Origin of the sequence: Streptomyces sp. NPDC059582 (assembly GCF_042735715.1) — a bacterium.
Lineage (GTDB): Bacteria > Actinomycetota > Actinomycetes > Streptomycetales > Streptomycetaceae > Streptomyces.
Window position 1 is genome coordinate 222,194 of sequence record NZ_JBHWCC010000005.1, and the last position, 15,353, is coordinate 237,546.

Genomic DNA, 15,353 nt, shown 5'->3' on the forward strand with positions numbered 1-15,353 from the left:
AGCGACAGGCGCGGCCCTCGGCGGAGTGCGAGCGCCCACGGCGCGGCCCGGCGCCGCGGCCCTCACCACGAGCCCAGCGCGGCCAGCGCCCGTCGTGCCACCTCCCGGCCGATCGGCAGCGACGCCGTCGCCGCGGGCGAGGGCGCGTTCAGCACATGCACGGTCCGCGCGCCCTCCCGGATCAGGAAATCGTCCACCAGCGTCCCGTCCCGCAGCACCGCCTGGGCCCGCACCCCGGCCGCCGACGGCACGAGATCCTGCTCGGTCACCCCGGGCAGCAGCCCGCGCACCGCCTGCGTGAACGCCCCCTTGGACACCGATCTGCGCAGTTCCCCCATCCCGTACCGCCAGTGCTGCCGGCCCATCCGCCAGGCTCCGGGCCACGCCACCGTCCCGGCCAGCTCCCGGGGCCGTACGACCCCCCATCCGTACCCCTCGCGGGCCAGCGCCGGCACCGCGTTGGGCCCGACGTGCACCTCGCCGTCGATCCCGCGCGTGAGGTGCACCCCGAGGAACGGGAACGCCGGATCGGGGACCGGATAGACCAGGCCGCGTACCAGCTCCGGCCGTGCCAGCTCGTAGTACTCGCCCCGGAACGGCACGATCCGCACCTCGGGCTCGTCGCCGGTCAGCCGGGCCACCTCGTCGCAGTACAGACCCGCGCAGTTGACCAGCACCCGGCCCCGCACGATGTCCCCGCGCGCGGTCCGCACGGCGACTCCCCGTTCCGGGCGCCGGTCGATCCGGACGACGCGCGCCCCGTAGCGGATCTCCGCTCCGGACGCCTGGGCCAGTTGCCGGGCGACCGCCGTGAAGTCGCACACGCCCGTCGTCCCGACGTGTATGGCGGCCAGGCCACGCACTTCCGGCTCGTACTCCGCGATCTGGGCGGCGCCCAGCTCCCGTACCGGAATGCCGTTCTCCCGGCCGCGCTGTACGAGCGCGTGCAGCCGGGGCAGCTCCTCGCGCCGAGTGGCGACGATCAGCTTGCCGGTCACGGCGTGCGCGATGCCGTACTCCGCACAGAACTTGATCATCTCGGCGGAGCCGCGCACCGCGTACCGCGCCTTGAGGGAGCCCGGGCGGTAGTAGATCCCGCTGTGGACGACGCCGCTGTTGCGTCCGGTCTGGTGCCGGGCCGGGCCGGGCTCCTTCTCCAGCACCGTCACCCGTGTGCCCGGCGCGGCACGCGTGATCGCGTACGCCGTCGACAGCCCGACGATCCCGCCGCCGATCACCAACACGTCACAGTCGTAACCGGCGTAACCGGCGTGACCGTCGTGGGCGATCACTCGCACCTGCACCACCTCCCGGCTTCGATAGTGCACTGCGCCACTGACAACGCGCTCAAACCCGGGAGGTGCCCCGTGTGTGTCCCGGGCTCAGGCCGGAGCCATCATCAGCAGCGGCCGGGCCCGCTCCCGCAGCTCGACCACGCGGGGCTCGTCGCCGTACGGCTCCAGCCGGTGCAGCAGGTCCTTCACGTACTCCGTGGTGCGCGCGGAGGAGATCCGTCCGGCGACCTCGACCGCCCGTACGCCCTGCTCGCACGCCGCGTCGAGGTTGCCCGACTCCAGCTCGGCGACCGCCGAGACGACGAGGCGCAGGCCGTGCGAGCGCACGAACTCCTCCGTCGGCTTCGACAGCGCCTGCTCGGTGAAGCGGCGTACCTGGCGCGGTGCCTTCAGGTCGCGGTAGCACTCGGCGGCGTCGGCGGCGAAGCGGTCGTAGGAGTAGAAACCGAGCCACGACGGGTCGTTGTCGCCGTCACGGGACCGCTCCAGCCAGCTCTCGGCCGCCTTGAGGGCCGCGCCGGCGGCCTGGGCGTCACTGGCGCGCGCGTGTGCGCGTGCCTCGACGAGACGGAAGAAGCTCATGGTGCGGGCGGTGGCGAGTCCCCGGTTGCGTTCCAGGGCGGCCTGGGCGAGGTCGACGCCCTCGTCGCCGAAGCCGCGGTAGGTCGCCTGGAGGGACATGGAGGCCAGGACGTAGCCCCCGAGCGGGACGTCGGCGGCGGCGCGGGCCAGACGCAGGGCCTGGATGTAGTAGCGCTGGGCGGCCTCCTGCTGGCCGGTGTCGAAGGCCATCCAGCCGGCGAGCCGGGTGAGCTCGGCACTCGCCCCGAACAGCGCCCTGCCGACCTCGTCGGAGTACGAGCCGAGCAGCAGGGGTGCCGCCTCCACCCGCAGGCACTCCGGCACCATCGACGAACGCCAGTCGCCGCCGCCGTACTTGGAGTCCCAGCGCCTGGCGTCCTCGGCCGCCTCGCGCAGTTTCTGGACGTCGCTGTGGCCGACTTTGAGCGGTGCGCCCGAACCCTCGGCGGGGTTCACCTCGCGCGCGACCGAGCTGTCGGCCGGTGTTATCAGCCACCGTGACGCGGGCGTCGCGTACGCGCTCACCGCGAAGGATCCGGCCAGCGACTGCCAGATGCCGCCGGAGCCGGCCCGGCGTCCCGCGAGGTCGAGACGGTAGAGCTCCGTCGCGGACCGCACCGCCTGTCCGACGTCCCGGGGAAAGGCGAGGCCCACCTCGGGTGCGGGATCCGCGTCCGCCAGGCCGATCTCGTGGAGCGGCACCGGCCGGCCGAGCTTCTGCCCGATGGCGGCCGCGATGAGGTGCGGCGCGGCGCCCTGGGGCACCATGCCCTTCGACACCCAGCGCGCCACCGAGGTCTTGTCGTAGCGAAGAGTCAACCCGCGTTGGGCGCCAAGGTCGTTGACGCGACGCGCGAGTCCTGCGTTGCTGATTCCCGCGAGGGCGAGAACGGTGCCGAGTTTTTCGTTCGGCCCGCGTTGCTCCCTGGACATGCGCCACCCCTCGACACAGACGGCTGCCGCGCTGGCATAACCATGCGGCATTCGTAAACCCAGCGTAGTTCGCCGCATCCCAAGCGTTAAGGGGCATTCTTCCGGATGGCGGGATTGTGGTCCGCACTGAAGTGCGGGCCCTGTACGCACGGTTGCATCGTGCTCCCGCTGTGTGGCCGTGCGCCCGTCCGTGCGCTCTTCTCCGGCCATCGCGGGAGCGGTTCCATGGGCCGTGCGTGGGTCGGCCCGCTGTACTGGATCCAGTGGGCTGGGGGACACCGCCGCCTTCATCCCCGCGGGCGGCGGAACGGTCCGGGAGGCGAGCTCCGCCTCCCGGGCTGCGCACGCGTCGGTGGTGCGTGGGGCCTGTACGGAGCGTGTGTGATCGTTCTCCAACGACCGTGCCGTTTCCGTTATTTGGCTGAAAAGCGACCCCCTGTTCCGCAGGGCATTGTCGCTCTCACCACGCGAATTGACGGCGCACGGGGCGTTTTTCAGGAGCGTACAGGGGGCGCATTCACGTCGTAGACGCGGCGTGGATGCGTCGTCGAAGCACGGCGGGTGGGGCGAGGACGTGCCGCCGCAGCGCCGTGGACGCCGTGCCGGGCGCGGGTGTCCGGCAGGACGCGGGCGCCGGCGGGAGGGTGCATTCCCCTGCCCATAAGCGGCTCCGCCGCCCCTCTGAGGCGCGTTCTTCGTGGCAGCATGTGAACCGTTCGTGCGGTGCACTGGTTGTCCACAGCCTGTGGAGGCGTCGATGCGGTGGTTGGTGGGATGGAGCAGCACCGCCGCGGTGGCCGCCGAGATCGGCTCCGCGGGTGCCACCGGATTCGACGGCGAGACCGTGCACCCGGTGGGCTCCCAACTCCTGTGGGGCGACCCCGATCCGCTGTGGGCGGTCGGCGACTGGCGCCCCGACGAGGTCCGGGTGGTCCAGGCCGACGCCCGGACCAGGATCGCGGTCCTCGGCATCTGCGGCGCGACGGACGAGGAACTGCGCCTGGGCCTGTTCACCGCGCGCGGAGGGGCACTTCGGCATCTGACGGCCTGGCCGGGCAGCTACACGGCCGTCGTCCAGGTCGGCCGCCGCGTCACCGTCTGCGGTGATCTCGCGGGCGCCCGCCCGGTGTTCTACACCCCGTGGGCGAGCGGCACGGCCTACGCGACGGCCGCGCTGCCGCTCGCCGACCTCATCGAGGCCAACCTCGACTTCGGGCACCTCGCCGCCCTCCTGGCCGCCCCCGACGTCCCCGCCGCCCTGCACGACTCCACCCCCTACGCCGGGGTCCGGCGTATCCCTCCAGGGCATGCGCTGATCCTGCGGACCGGGGCACGTGAGGTCGCGGGCTACGAGCAGGTGGCCTCCCTCGCGGTGGCCGCGCCCTCGGCCGACCCGGACAGCGCGGTCGACGCGGTGCGCGACGCGCTCGTCGAGGCCGTACGCACCCGCCTCTCCGCCCCCCGACACGTCCCCGGCGCGGACATCGACCCCGGGCCGGTGCCCGGCATGGGGCCGGCCGAACGGCGTGCCGCGCGCGGGATGCCGGTTCCGGGCATCGGGGCGGACCTGTCCGGCGGGCCGGCCTCCGGCACCCTGGCGTTGCTGGCCGCGGGGCTGCCGGGCATGCCGGGCACCGTCCTGGGCCACGGCACGGGCGCGGGGGAGCGGCTGCTGGCGGTCACCTTCAACGACCTGTCGGCCGCGGGGCGGGAGGCCGAGGTGCAACGCGCGGGGACACTCGCGGCCAACCCGCGCCTGCACCACGTGGTGGTGGCGGGCGGCGAGGAGACACTGCCGTACGCCGACCTGGACGGCCCCCTGACCGACGAACCCGCCCAGTGCCTGGTGACGGCCGCCCGCCACCGCGCCCGGCTCGCCTCCGGCAGCGCGGACCACTTCACCGGGTACGGCGCCCGCCAGGTCCTGGACGCCCACCCGGCCCGGCTGGCGGACCTGCTGATGGACCGCAAACGGCGCCACCTCGTACGACCGGTCGCCGCGCTGGCGAAGGCCGACGGCTCGGTGCTCGTCCCCGCGCGCGTGTACGGCGCGGCCCGCCGGCTGGCCCGCACCCCGTACCGGACGGGCGTGGAGGTTCTCGCCGAGCGCCTGCTCCAGCGCCGCTTCGACGAGTCCGGAGGCGCGGTGGGTGCGTCGCTGGCGGCTCTCGCCTGGGCCAGACCGGGGCCGGCGGCCCGCTGGCTGACCGGAGAGGCACTGGCTGAAGTATCGGTTCGCCTACAGGGCTCGACGAACCGCTCCGGAGTGGGGCCGGGCCAGCGTCCCGGTGACCACCGCGCGCGTACGGCGCTCGCCCGGCACGCGGCGGACCTCCGCATCCTGGAGCAGGCCGTAGAGATCCGCTCCCAGCGCCTGCACGTGCCGTTCCTCGACAACCAGGTCGTGCGCGCCTGCCGCACCCTCCCGGAGACCCTGCGCGTCCGGCCCGGCGCCCGCGCCGAGATCCTGCGTACGGTCCTCAAGGGAGCCGGCATCGCCGACCTCCCGCCCGGCTGGGGCGCCCCGTCCCACGGGTCGGCGGCGGCCGCCGCGCGCACGGGGCTGCGGGTGGCCGCGGACTCACTGCTGACGCTGTTCGACACGCCCCTGCTGGCGCAGGCCGGCCTCGTCGAGGCCCGCGTCGTCCGCAAGGCCCTGCGCGCCGCCGCGGCCGGCGAGCCCCTTCCCCTCGACGGCCTCGCCGACCTCGTCTCTCTCGAACTGTGGCTGCGCCGGCTGCTGGCCCGCAGGGGAACCTGCTGGACGGGAACACCCGCACGCGCGCGTGCTGTACCGGCGGGAATAACGCGGGTGATCCCGGCGGTGGAGTCGGTGCGGGGCGCGCGGGGGTTGACCTAGTCAGGCCTGCCGGCCGCCGTGTGGCGGTCGGCTCGGCGTGAACCCCTATGTGCACCTGAACCCCTGTGCGCACACGAACCCCTGTGCGCATACGAACCCCTGCGCACACGAACCCCTATGTGCACATGAACTTCGAATCGGCCCAGTCCGCCAGTGCCACGGGGTCGAACGGACCGTGCGGCTCCACCACCAGCCGTACGGTCCTGCGTCCGGCGAGGCTCACATGGACGGGTACGGCAGGGTCGCCGCCCCGGACCGTTCCGGACCGCCACAGCCGTACCCCGTCGGCGTAGACGGAGAAGGAGACCTGGCCGAGGCCCAGCGTCGTGTCGTCGACGCCGACCGACGCGTCGTAGGAGGAGCACGTGCGGTTGAGGTCGATGGTGACGGAGGAACTGCCATGGACGGTCACACCGCGCGCGTACCGCTGGTCACCGATCGACAGGCCGTAGCGCCGCCACACCCAGCTGCTCTCGCCGAGCCGCATCTCGGGCTCGGTGCCGTCGCCGCCGACGTTGTACGCCAGCCCGCTCCACTGGTAGACGGCCGGGGCGGGCGGCGGCGTCGGGGTCGGAGTCGGCGTGGGGGCCGGGGGCGTGTTCGGCGGCTCCGGGGGCTCCGGGGGCGTGGGTGTCGGGGTCGGTGCAGGGGTGGCCGTCGGCTTCGACGTGGGGGTGGGGGCGGGTGTCGGGGGAGCCTTCGGCGCGAGGACCACCGGCTCCGGACCGGGATGCTCCTTCGGCGGCGTGGGCGCGGGCGTGGGCGTGGGGGTCGGCTCCGGTCGGACCACCGGTGCGGAGGAGGGCTTGCGGGCCGCCGGCTGGTGCGCCGGGCTGTCGTTGCCGACGAGCGAGAGCGCCACCGCTGCCGCCGCCACGGCGACCACACCGGCCGCGATCCCGGCCTTCACCGGCGCGCCCAGCCCCTCCGAGGCCGCCGCGCCCCCGGCCCCGCCGGACGAGCCGCCGCTCGCCGCGGCCGCCCCGGCGGCGCCCGCTCCGGCCCCACCCGCCAGGAGGCCGAGGGCCTTGGCGTAGCCGGCGGCGCCGAACCAGCCGATGACGGCGACCGGCACCACGGCGGGGATGCTGCTCGCGACCTCCTCGATCTGGGTCGCGGCCAGCCGGCACCTGGCGCACTCCTCCAGGTGCTTGCGCAGCCCCCGTTCGGCGCGGGTGCGCAGCTTGCGGCGGGCGTAGGTGCCGAGCTGGTCGGCGTAGCGGGCGCACTCCTCGTCGTCGGCGAGTGCCGTGCTGACGTGGGCCTGGAGATAGGCCTGCTTGAGCCCCTCGCGGGCCCGGCTGGCGAGCACCCGCGTGCCGTTGGCGTCCAGCCCGAAGAGCGTGGCGACCTCGCTCGGCGACTCGTCCTCGACCTCGGTGTGCCACAGCACGGCCTGCCAGCGCTCGGGCAGCGACCGGAAGGCCTGCATGGCCATGGACTGCTCGGCCTCGTGCATGGCGCGGACATCGGCGCCCAGGCCCAGGGTGTCGTCGTCGGCCACGTCCGCGGACCGGCCCGACTGGGCGGCGAACACCGCGAAGTCGTCGACCAGCTGCTCCCGCCGGGCCGACTGCGTCCAGTTCGCGGCGACCCGTCGCATGGAGGTCAGCAGGTAGGCGCGTACGGCGTACTCGGGGCCGGATCCGCCGCGCACCGCCTGGAGCATGCGGGCGAAGACCTCGGCGGTGAGGTCGTCGGCGGTGTGGGCGTCCCGGCAGCAGGTGCGCGCGTACCGGCGCACCGCGCCCGCGTGGCGCCGGTACAGCTCCTCGTAGGCCGTGTCGTCGCCCGACCGCATCCGGTCGATCAGCTCGGGGTCGGGCGGCGGGATCTCCATGGAGGGCGGCAGGACGCCGCTCTCGCGTCGGTCGCGCTGCGGGGGGACGCTGCCCTCCGGCGGAGTGGGGGCGTCGTCCAGGGGCACGTCCGCCCGGCCGCCCTGACTCGGCACCTGTGGCGAGGGCAGGCCGTCGGCCTCCGCGTCACCGTCACCGAGTGCCCCGTCCCGCCCGTCAACGCTCATCGCGGAAAGCCCCCGCCGCCTGCCCTGCCAGTCCCGACCACCGGGTCAGAGTGCCATATTGGCTTTTGGTCAGAACCCCGCAGGACGGGCCGTCCACTCGTCCGTGGGGATGTGCCGCAGCTCAGTACTAGCCGTCACCCCTACGGGGAAGGCTCAACTGACGTTTCTCGCACGGCAGTTGGTCATTCGGCCCGAAATGTCCGACGCGCCGGGCAGGCCGGCAGGCGCGAGGACGGCACGGCCGCCCACACCCCCACATCACCTTTTCGGGTCACCTGCCGAGCCGGAAAAGCCCGGCAGGATCACCGCAGTTCGGTACTCACGCCCTTCGGTACTCACGCCGTTCGGTACTCACGCCGTTCGGTACGTACACGGCGCGGCGCTCGCGCACTTGGGCACTCACGTACTTCGGCGCTCACGCACCCGTGTGCCCGCGCGCTCACACCGGACGTGAGCGCAACCCCTCCAGCAGGATGTCCAGCAGCCGTGCCGAGGCCGCCGCCTGCTGGGCCGCGTCCGGCAGCGAGGGCGCCGCCGTCGCGATCACCAGCAGCACGTCCGACACCGACACGTCCGGACGCAGCGCACCGGCCGCCCGCGCCCGATCCACGAGCTGACCCACGACCTCCAGCAGCGCCGCCGCCCCGGTGTCGTCGTCCATCACGCCCGCGGCACCGTCTTCCGGCACCAGGCGCAGCTCACCGCCGCCCTGCTGGGTCCGCTGCGGCGGCACCCGCGTCTCGTCGAGCACACCGGAGTCGGCGTGCTCGTCGGCGACCCCGACCCGCAGCACCTGCGGCGGCAGCAGCCGTCCGGCGCCCGAGGCCACCGAGGTGCGCAGGAAGCGCGACAGCGCCGACCACGGCTCGTCCTCCTGGCCGAGCGCCGTACGCGCCTGGTCGGTCAGCCGGGAGGTCTCCTCCTCGGCTATCCGCCGCACCAGGACGTCCTTGCTCGGGAAGCGCCGGTACACCGTGCCGACGCCGACCCGCGCCCGCCGCGCCACGTCCTCCATCGGCGCGCCGTACCCGAGCTCGCCGAAGACCTCGCGCGCCGCCCGCAGTACATGTTCCAGATTGCGCTGTGCGTCCACACGCAGCGGCGTCGTGCGCGCTGCGTCCCCGCGTCCGTTGCCCGCCGCGGCGCTCAGTGCGCCGCCGGGTGCGAGCGTGGATGCGGACGACCAATGAGAGTCCTGAATGTGCATATGTGATCCCCCGGTAATGACGTCTCCCCCCGGAGACTCTCCCCGCCATCTAATTGCCGGAGCGTGCGAACAGGCCTCGCGTGCTGCCCCGCCCTGCGAGGTCCCGTCGGTCCTCTCGGACCGGTCGGAACCGGCGGACCCTGCGCGTGCCTCCCCTTACACCCCGTCGACACACGAACATAGTTGAGAGGGAGTCAATTCAGAAGGGGCAGGTTCCGCACGGAGCGCCCCCCGATCGGAGTACGGGTCGTATACGTCCTGAATACACCCCTTACCGCCCCCCGGTGCACGCTCCCTGACCTGCGCTTCTTCGCTGGACTCCGACGATTCGGCCAACTCCGGGCACCCCGGGCGCCCGGTCACACAAATTGTCGGGGCTGTGGACAAACTCCAGCGCTGGGTGCGTCATGGGATGGTGAAGGAACGTGCGCGCATTCTCGTTGTCGGCGGCGGCTACGTCGGGATGTACACGGCACTGCGGCTCCAGCGGCAGCTGAAACAGGAACTCCGGAGGGGAGAGGCCGAGATCACGGTCGTCTCGCCGGACCCGTACATGACGTACCAGCCGTTTCTGCCCGAAGCCGCCGCGGGCCTCATCTCCCCACGTCACGTCGTCGTACCGCTGCGCCGCGTGCTGCCCCACTGCCATGTCGTCATCGGCGAGGCCACGGCCGTCGACCACGCCAAGCGCACCGCCACCGTGACGACCCTCGCCACGGAGGAGGAGGGAACGGGCCCGCGGCAGCTGACGTACGACGAGATCGTCCTCGCGCCGGGTTCCGTCTCCCGCACGCTCCCCATCCCGGGCCTCGCCGACTACGCCATCGGCTTCAAGACCGTCGAGGAGGCCATCGGGCTGCGCAACCACGTCATCGAGCAGATGGACATCGCCTCCTCCACCCGCGACCCCGCGATCCGCGACGCGGCCCTCACCTTCGTCTTCGTGGGCGGCGGCTACGCGGGCGTCGAGGCGCTCGGCGAACTGGAGGACATGGCCCGCCACGCAGCGCGCTACTACCACAACGTCCGCCCCGAGGACATGAAGTGGATCCTCGTCGAGGCCTCCGACCGCATCCTGCCGGAGGTCGGCGAGGCGATGGGCCGCTACACGGTCACCGAGCTGCGCCGCCGCAACATCCAGGTCCTCCTGCACACCCGCCTGGAGTCGTGCGCGGACCGGATCGCCGTCCTCAGCGACGGCCAGCGCTTCCCGACCCGTACGGTCGTGTGGACCGCCGGCGTCAAACCCCATCCGATCCTCGCCGCCACCGACCTTCCGCTCGACGAGCGCGGTCGCCTGAGGTGCACCCCCGAGCTGACGATCGACGGTGTCACGCACGCGTGGGCGGCGGGCGACGCCGCCGCCGTCCCCGACGTCACCGCCGCGGAGCCCGGCAGGGAGACCGCCCCCAACGCCCAGCACGCGGTCCGCCAGGCCAAGGCCCTCGCCGACAACATCGTCCAGTCCCTGCGTGGCCGGCCGCTGCGGACGTACTCCCACAAGTACGTCGGCTCGGTCGCGTCCCTCGGCCTCCACAAGGGCGTCGCCCACGTCTACGGGCGCAAGCTCAAGGGGTACCCCGCGTGGTTCATGCACCGCGCCTACCACCTGAGCCGCGTGCCCACGATCAACCGCAAGGCACGCGTGCTCGCCGAATGGACACTGTCCGGGCTCTTCAAGCGGGAGATCGTCTCACTCGGATCACTCGAACATCCCCGGGCGGAGTTCGAACTGGCTGCCGGTGGAAAGCCTTCTGACGACCCGAAGGGGTCGTCCTGACCGGACCCAGGAACTCCCCCGGCCGCCCCGGCGTCTGACCAATGTCGGCCCGGACCGCCACCCTGCCAGACTGACCCCGAGCCCCGGGCGAGCCCGCCGCTCGCCCCGTGAACCCACGAGGCTGTTCCCCAGTGCTGCATGAGCCGGTGCTGCAACAATGTGCGGCCACTGCCGCGCCGCGCGGCCCCCGGAGCCCTGGCCGGGTCCGGAGCCGGCCGACGACGACTACGCGAGGCAAGGATTCGTGAACTTCACGCGCTGGAGCGCCCGGCTCCCCGGAACGCAGCGCCGCGCCGCAGCGCGGACCGAACACACGGTCACCACGGACCGGCGGGGCGACGGCTCCGTACCCGCGGCCCGCGTCGAACAACTCACCGACGAGTCACCGCCCGCCCCCGTAGTCGACGAACTCCCGGCGCGCGAGGTCCTCGACCGCGTCCCCGCCCTCGTCGCCCTCGTGCACGGCCCCGAGCACCGCCTCGCCCACGTCAACAGCGCGTACACCACGGCCTTCGGCGTACGGCCGGCCGGCGCACCGGCCGCCGACGCCCTGCCGGAGCTGAAGGAACTGGGCCTGCTCCCGCTCCTCGACCAGGTCCTGCGCAGCGGCAAGCCCCGCACGCTCAAGTCCCGCAAGGCCCCCGACGGCCGCTCGTACACGTTCACCTGCACCCCGGTCCCCGAGGGCGGCGACGGCGACGGCGGCGTTCTGGTCTTCGCCACCGACGTCACCGACCACGCCGAGGCGGCCGAACGACTGCGCGCCAGTGAGCGCCGCCAGCGCGAGACCGCCGTCACCCTCCAGCGCTCCCTCCTGCCCCAGGAACTGGAGGAGCCCGACGACCTGCGCATCGCCGCCACCTACCAGCCGGGCGGCACCGAGGCCGCGGTCGGCGGCGACTGGTACGACGTGATCACCCTCGGCGGCGGCCGTACGGCACTGGTCATCGGGGACGTCATGGGCAGAGGCGTACGCGCCGCGGCCGTCATGGGCCAGCTCCGTACGGCGGTCCGCGCCTACGCCCGCCTGGACCTGCCCCCGCACGAGGTGCTCCAGCTCCTCGACGGCCTCGCCACGGAGATCGACGCCAACCAGATCGCCACGTGCGTGTACGCCGTCCACGACCCCAACGAGGGCCGGCTCGTCTACGCATCCGCCGGACATCTGCCCATCCTGGTCCGCGACGAGAGCGGCACGGTCCTGCGGGCCGACGAGCCGACCGGCCCCCCGCTCGGCACGGGCGGCTGGATGCACGCATCGGGCTCCGTCCCCCTCGGCCCCGGCTCCACGGCCGTCCTCTACACGGACGGCCTGGTGGAGCGGCGCAACGAGGACCTCGACGAGGGCATCGCGTCACTGGAACGGGCCCTGGCCGGCGCGACGGGCACCCCGCAGGTGGTCTGCGACCGCCTGGTCCGCTCGGCGGGCGTCACCGCCGACCACGACGACGACGTGGCCGTCCTGGTCCTCCAGCATCCCGCCCGCACCGGCCCGGACCGCGAGCTGTTCCGCAACGCGGCCCTGGAACTCCTCGGCGGCGTCGAAGCGGCCCCACGCGCGCGTGCCTTCGCCTCCGGCGTGCTGACCAGCTGGCGTTTCCCCACCGAGCTGCACGACCTGGGCGTCCTGGCGGCCAGCGAACTCGTCGCCAACTCCCTCCAGCACGGCACCCCGCCCATGCGGCTGCGCCTGCGCCGCACCGACCGCCGCCTGATCGTCGAGGTCACGGACGGCGACGACCACCTGCCACGCCGCCGCCGCGCGGAACCCGGCGACGAGTCGGGCCGGGGCATCGCCATCGTGGCGACGATCGCCTCCAACTGGGGCAGCAGACGCACACCGGGCGGTGGAAAGGCGGTGTGGTGCGAGTTCGTCCTGCCGAAGGCGGCCGAGTCGGCCGGATAGGCCACATACGGGAAACCCGGTAGGGCGCGCATGGGGAACCAGGTAGGGCACGCATGGAAAGAGGCGGCCGCCGTCCTCCCGGACGACGACCGCCTCACCCACCTCAGGCCTCCGCGGCCACCGGTTCCGACGGGGCCCCGCCCCGGGCGACCACCCGGTTCCGCGTGAGCCACGGCCGATCCTGCGCGGCGGTGAGCTGCCGCCCCAGTCGTACGCCGAGGACGGTGATCCCGAGCGAGAACAGCAGGAACGTCACGATGTACGGCGCGTGCAGCGAGGCTCCCATCGGCCCGCCCACGGCCGGTCCGACCGCCAGCGCGAGCTGCTTCACCAGGGCGAACGCCGAGTTGTACTGCCCGGCCATGCCCTCGGGCGCCAGATCGGCGACCAGCGGAGCGACCGTCGGCGACAGCATCGCCTCACCCAGCCCGAACAGCGCGTACGTCGACACGAACGCGGCGGTCGCCATCTCCTGGCTGCCGTGCCCGAGCCCCGCGTACCCGGCCGTGACCCACGCCACGGCCCAGATCAGGCCCACGGCCGCGATCACCCGGGACCGCCGCCGACGCTCGACGAACCTCAGCACGGCGAACTGCGCGACCACGATCATCGCGGTGTTCGCGGCCAGGGCCGTACCGAGGGCGGAGGTGGAGATCCCCGCGGCCTCCACGCCGTAGGCGCTCAGCCCCGACTCGAACTGCCCGTAACAGGCGAAGAACAGCACGAAGCCCAGCACGCACAGCTGCACCATGGCCCGGTTGCCGAGCAGCTGCTTCCAGCCGCCCTTCGCCGACGACGCGGGCGCGCCCTCCATCCGCGGCGAGTGCGGCATCCGCACCGTCGACATCACCACGACCAGCAGCAGGAACACCGCCGCCTCGATGGAGAACAGCAGAGTGAAGGAGGAGACGCGGGTCGTGTCGACGAGGTGACCGCCGATGAGACCGCCGATCCCGAGCGCGAGGTTCTGCAGGAAGAACTGCATGGCGAAGGCGCGCGAGCGGGTGTCGGCCGTGGAGCAGTCCACGATCATCGTCGCCAGTGCCGGCTGCATGACGGCCTGCCCTGCACCGAGCGCGGCCGCGGCGCACAGTACGGCGGTCGCGTCGCCGGCCAGCCCCAGGCTCAGCGCGCCCAGCGCCGCGGTGACCAGGGCGGCGATCAGGACCGGCCGAGGGCCGCGCCGCACGATCGCCCGTCCGGCGAACGGCAGCACGATCAGCGCGGCCACGGCGAAGACGGCGAGCACCAGACCCGCCGTCATAGCTCCCAGTCCTCGTACCTGCGCCACGTAGACGTACAGGTAGGGGACGGTGAAGCCGAGCCCGAACGCGCTGAGTGCGTTACCCACGTGGATCCGGCGCATCTGTGCGCCCATCGCCCTGGTCACGTTCACCTCTCTCGAGTTGATGAAGTCGTAGCAGTTAGGCCTCAAGACTTCAAAGCTAAAGTTCGAAGGTAAACAGTACATCCCGAAGAACTTAAACGCCAAGCAGACCCGTGCCATACTGCGGGGATGGGCGATACCCCCGGCAGCAGACTCGGCGAACCGACACTCGAGGAGCAGATCGCCGCTTACCAGCGCGAGTTCCAGGACCTCGACCCCCAGGTGGAGAAGATCGTCTCGGCGCTGTCCCGCCTGAACCGCCGTATGAACGTCGCTTACGGCCGGCAGACCTCTGCCCTCGGCATCAGTAACGCGGAGTGGGAGGTCCTCAAGGCCCTCGTCCTCTCCGGCGCCCCCTATCGGATGGGCCCGAGCGATCTGGCCAAGCGGCTGGGGCTGACTCCGGCGGCGATGACCCACCGGATCGACCGCATGCTCGCCGAGGGCCTCGTCACCCGGGAGAGGGACGAGTCCAACCGCGTCCGCGTGATCGTGGAGCTCACGCCCGAGGGCCGCGAGAAGTGGCTGGAGGCGATGCGCCTGGCGTCCGTCTTCGAGGAGGAACTGCTCCAGGACCTGTCCGCGGACGAGCGAGCGGTGCTCGGTGAGGCCCTGACCCGGCTGCTGCGCAGGGTGGAGCACGCCCAGCCGGACGCCGGCGGCCGACTCAGCGATCTCGACTGAAAAGATCTTGACACGGGGTGGTTGACACGCCCCTCCCGAATGCGTAGAGTTCTTCGGGTTGCCGCCGAGCCGTAACGGTTCTTCGGCAACACCTCCCGCCGCGACAGCGGCAACAAACCACCAGCACGATCTCCCGACGGGATCGAATTCGGCGTGCCTGAATTCAATTCGATATCGGGTTCGGCCGGTTCTGATCGACTCGAACGACTCGATTGGGAATCGCCGAGCGGATCCGCTAAGGTTTGAGACGTCGGAACGGCCCAACAGCCGGGAAGGCAAGCCCCCTCTGACTGGGAGTCAGGCCCGAAAGGATCTGATAGAGTCGGAACCGCCGGAAAGGGAAACGCGGAAGCGGGAACCTGGAAAGCACCGAGGAAATCGGGTCGGAAAGATCTGATAGAGTCGGAAACGCAAGACCGAAGGGAAGCGCCCGGAGGAAAGCCCGAGAGGGTGAGTACAAAGGAAGCGTCCGTTCCTTGAGAACTCAACAGCGTGCCAAAAATCAACGCCAGATATGTTGATACCCCGTCTCCGGCTCATCGGCCGGGACGAGGTTCCTTTGAAAAAACACAGCGAGGACGCTGTGTGCGAGGGGATCATTCCTCCTCTCGCACCGCTCTCGTGGTGTTGCACCCGATTACGGGTAAACATTCACGGAGAGTTTGATCCTGGCTCAGGACGAACGCTGGCGGC

General features: G+C 72.3%; 9 protein-coding genes. 4 read left to right on the top strand and 5 right to left on the bottom strand.

All coding sequences use genetic code 11. The features are described from left to right. Positions 1-62: 62 nt before the first annotated feature. Together lhgO and ACFV0T_RS07635 are read right to left on the bottom strand one after the other, a co-directional pair. Entirely contained in the window at positions 63-1,307 is a 1,245-nt protein-coding gene (lhgO, locus tag ACFV0T_RS07630; RefSeq protein ID WP_385775506.1) for an L-2-hydroxyglutarate oxidase, read from the bottom strand. Between the two features lie 75 nt (positions 1,308-1,382). Then, the gene (locus ACFV0T_RS07635; protein WP_385775508.1) at positions 1,383-2,810 is read right to left on the bottom strand and encodes an MFS transporter; all 1,428 of its coding nucleotides are present in this window, start codon (positions 2,808-2,810) and stop codon (positions 1,383-1,385) included. Between the two features lie 757 nt (positions 2,811-3,567). On the opposite strand from ACFV0T_RS07635, the gene ACFV0T_RS07640 reads away from it, so the two are divergent. Further along, the gene (locus tag ACFV0T_RS07640) at positions 3,568-5,670 is read left to right on the top strand and encodes an asparagine synthase-related protein (protein ID WP_385775510.1); all 2,103 of its coding nucleotides are present in this window, start codon (positions 3,568-3,570) and stop codon (positions 5,668-5,670) included. Between the two features lie 115 nt (positions 5,671-5,785). Here ACFV0T_RS07640 and ACFV0T_RS07645 read toward each other — a convergent pair whose 3' ends face one another. Beyond that, positions 5,786-7,696, bottom strand: coding sequence for a sigma-70 family RNA polymerase sigma factor (locus tag ACFV0T_RS07645; RefSeq protein ID WP_385775512.1), 1,911 nt, complete (start codon positions 7,694-7,696; stop codon positions 5,786-5,788). A 439-nt stretch (positions 7,697-8,135) separates the two neighbouring features. After that, positions 8,136-8,903 carry a TetR/AcrR family transcriptional regulator gene (locus tag ACFV0T_RS07650; RefSeq protein WP_385775514.1) on the bottom strand — a complete coding sequence of 256 codons (768 nt, stop codon included), beginning with the start codon at positions 8,901-8,903 and terminating at the stop codon, positions 8,136-8,138. Between the two features lie 412 nt (positions 8,904-9,315). Here ACFV0T_RS07650 and ACFV0T_RS07655 point away from each other — a divergent pair, with 412 nt between their 5' ends. Together ACFV0T_RS07655 and ACFV0T_RS07660 are read left to right on the top strand one after the other, a co-directional pair. Beyond that, positions 9,316-10,683, top strand: a complete 1,368-nt coding sequence (locus tag ACFV0T_RS07655) for an NAD(P)/FAD-dependent oxidoreductase (protein WP_385775516.1) — start codon at positions 9,316-9,318, stop codon at positions 10,681-10,683. A 244-nt stretch (positions 10,684-10,927) separates the two neighbouring features. After that, positions 10,928-12,589: a SpoIIE family protein phosphatase gene (locus ACFV0T_RS07660; RefSeq protein WP_385775518.1), complete on the top strand. Its 1,662-nt coding sequence runs from the start codon at positions 10,928-10,930 to the stop codon at positions 12,587-12,589. A gap of 103 nt (positions 12,590-12,692) precedes the next feature. Here ACFV0T_RS07660 and ACFV0T_RS07665 read toward each other — a convergent pair whose 3' ends face one another. After that, positions 12,693-13,955 (bottom strand): MFS transporter, encoded by a 1,263-nt coding sequence (locus ACFV0T_RS07665; RefSeq protein WP_385775547.1) that lies wholly within the window; start codon positions 13,953-13,955, stop codon positions 12,693-12,695. A gap of 150 nt (positions 13,956-14,105) precedes the next feature. Here ACFV0T_RS07665 and ACFV0T_RS07670 point away from each other — a divergent pair, with 150 nt between their 5' ends. Beyond that, entirely contained in the window at positions 14,106-14,660 is a 555-nt protein-coding gene (locus ACFV0T_RS07670; RefSeq protein WP_385775520.1) for a MarR family winged helix-turn-helix transcriptional regulator, read from the top strand. Positions 14,661-15,353 lie beyond the last annotated feature (693 nt).

Coding starts and splice junctions, on each gene's coding strand:
- ACFV0T_RS07640 (WP_385775510.1), top strand. CDS start 3,568: ATGCGGTGGTTGGTGGGATGGAGCAGCACCGCCGCGGTGGCCGCCGAG.
- ACFV0T_RS07650 (WP_385775514.1), bottom strand. CDS start 8,903: ATGCACATTCAGGACTCTCATTGGTCGTCCGCATCCACGCTCGCACCC.
- ACFV0T_RS07665 (WP_385775547.1), bottom strand. CDS start 13,955: ATGCGCCGGATCCACGTGGGTAACGCACTCAGCGCGTTCGGGCTCGGC.
- ACFV0T_RS07670 (WP_385775520.1), top strand. CDS start 14,106: ATGGGCGATACCCCCGGCAGCAGACTCGGCGAACCGACACTCGAGGAG.
- ACFV0T_RS07635 (WP_385775508.1), bottom strand. CDS start 2,810: ATGTCCAGGGAGCAACGCGGGCCGAACGAAAAACTCGGCACCGTTCTC.
- ACFV0T_RS07655 (WP_385775516.1), top strand. CDS start 9,316: ATGGTGAAGGAACGTGCGCGCATTCTCGTTGTCGGCGGCGGCTACGTC.
- ACFV0T_RS07645 (WP_385775512.1), bottom strand. CDS start 7,696: ATGAGCGTTGACGGGCGGGACGGGGCACTCGGTGACGGTGACGCGGAG.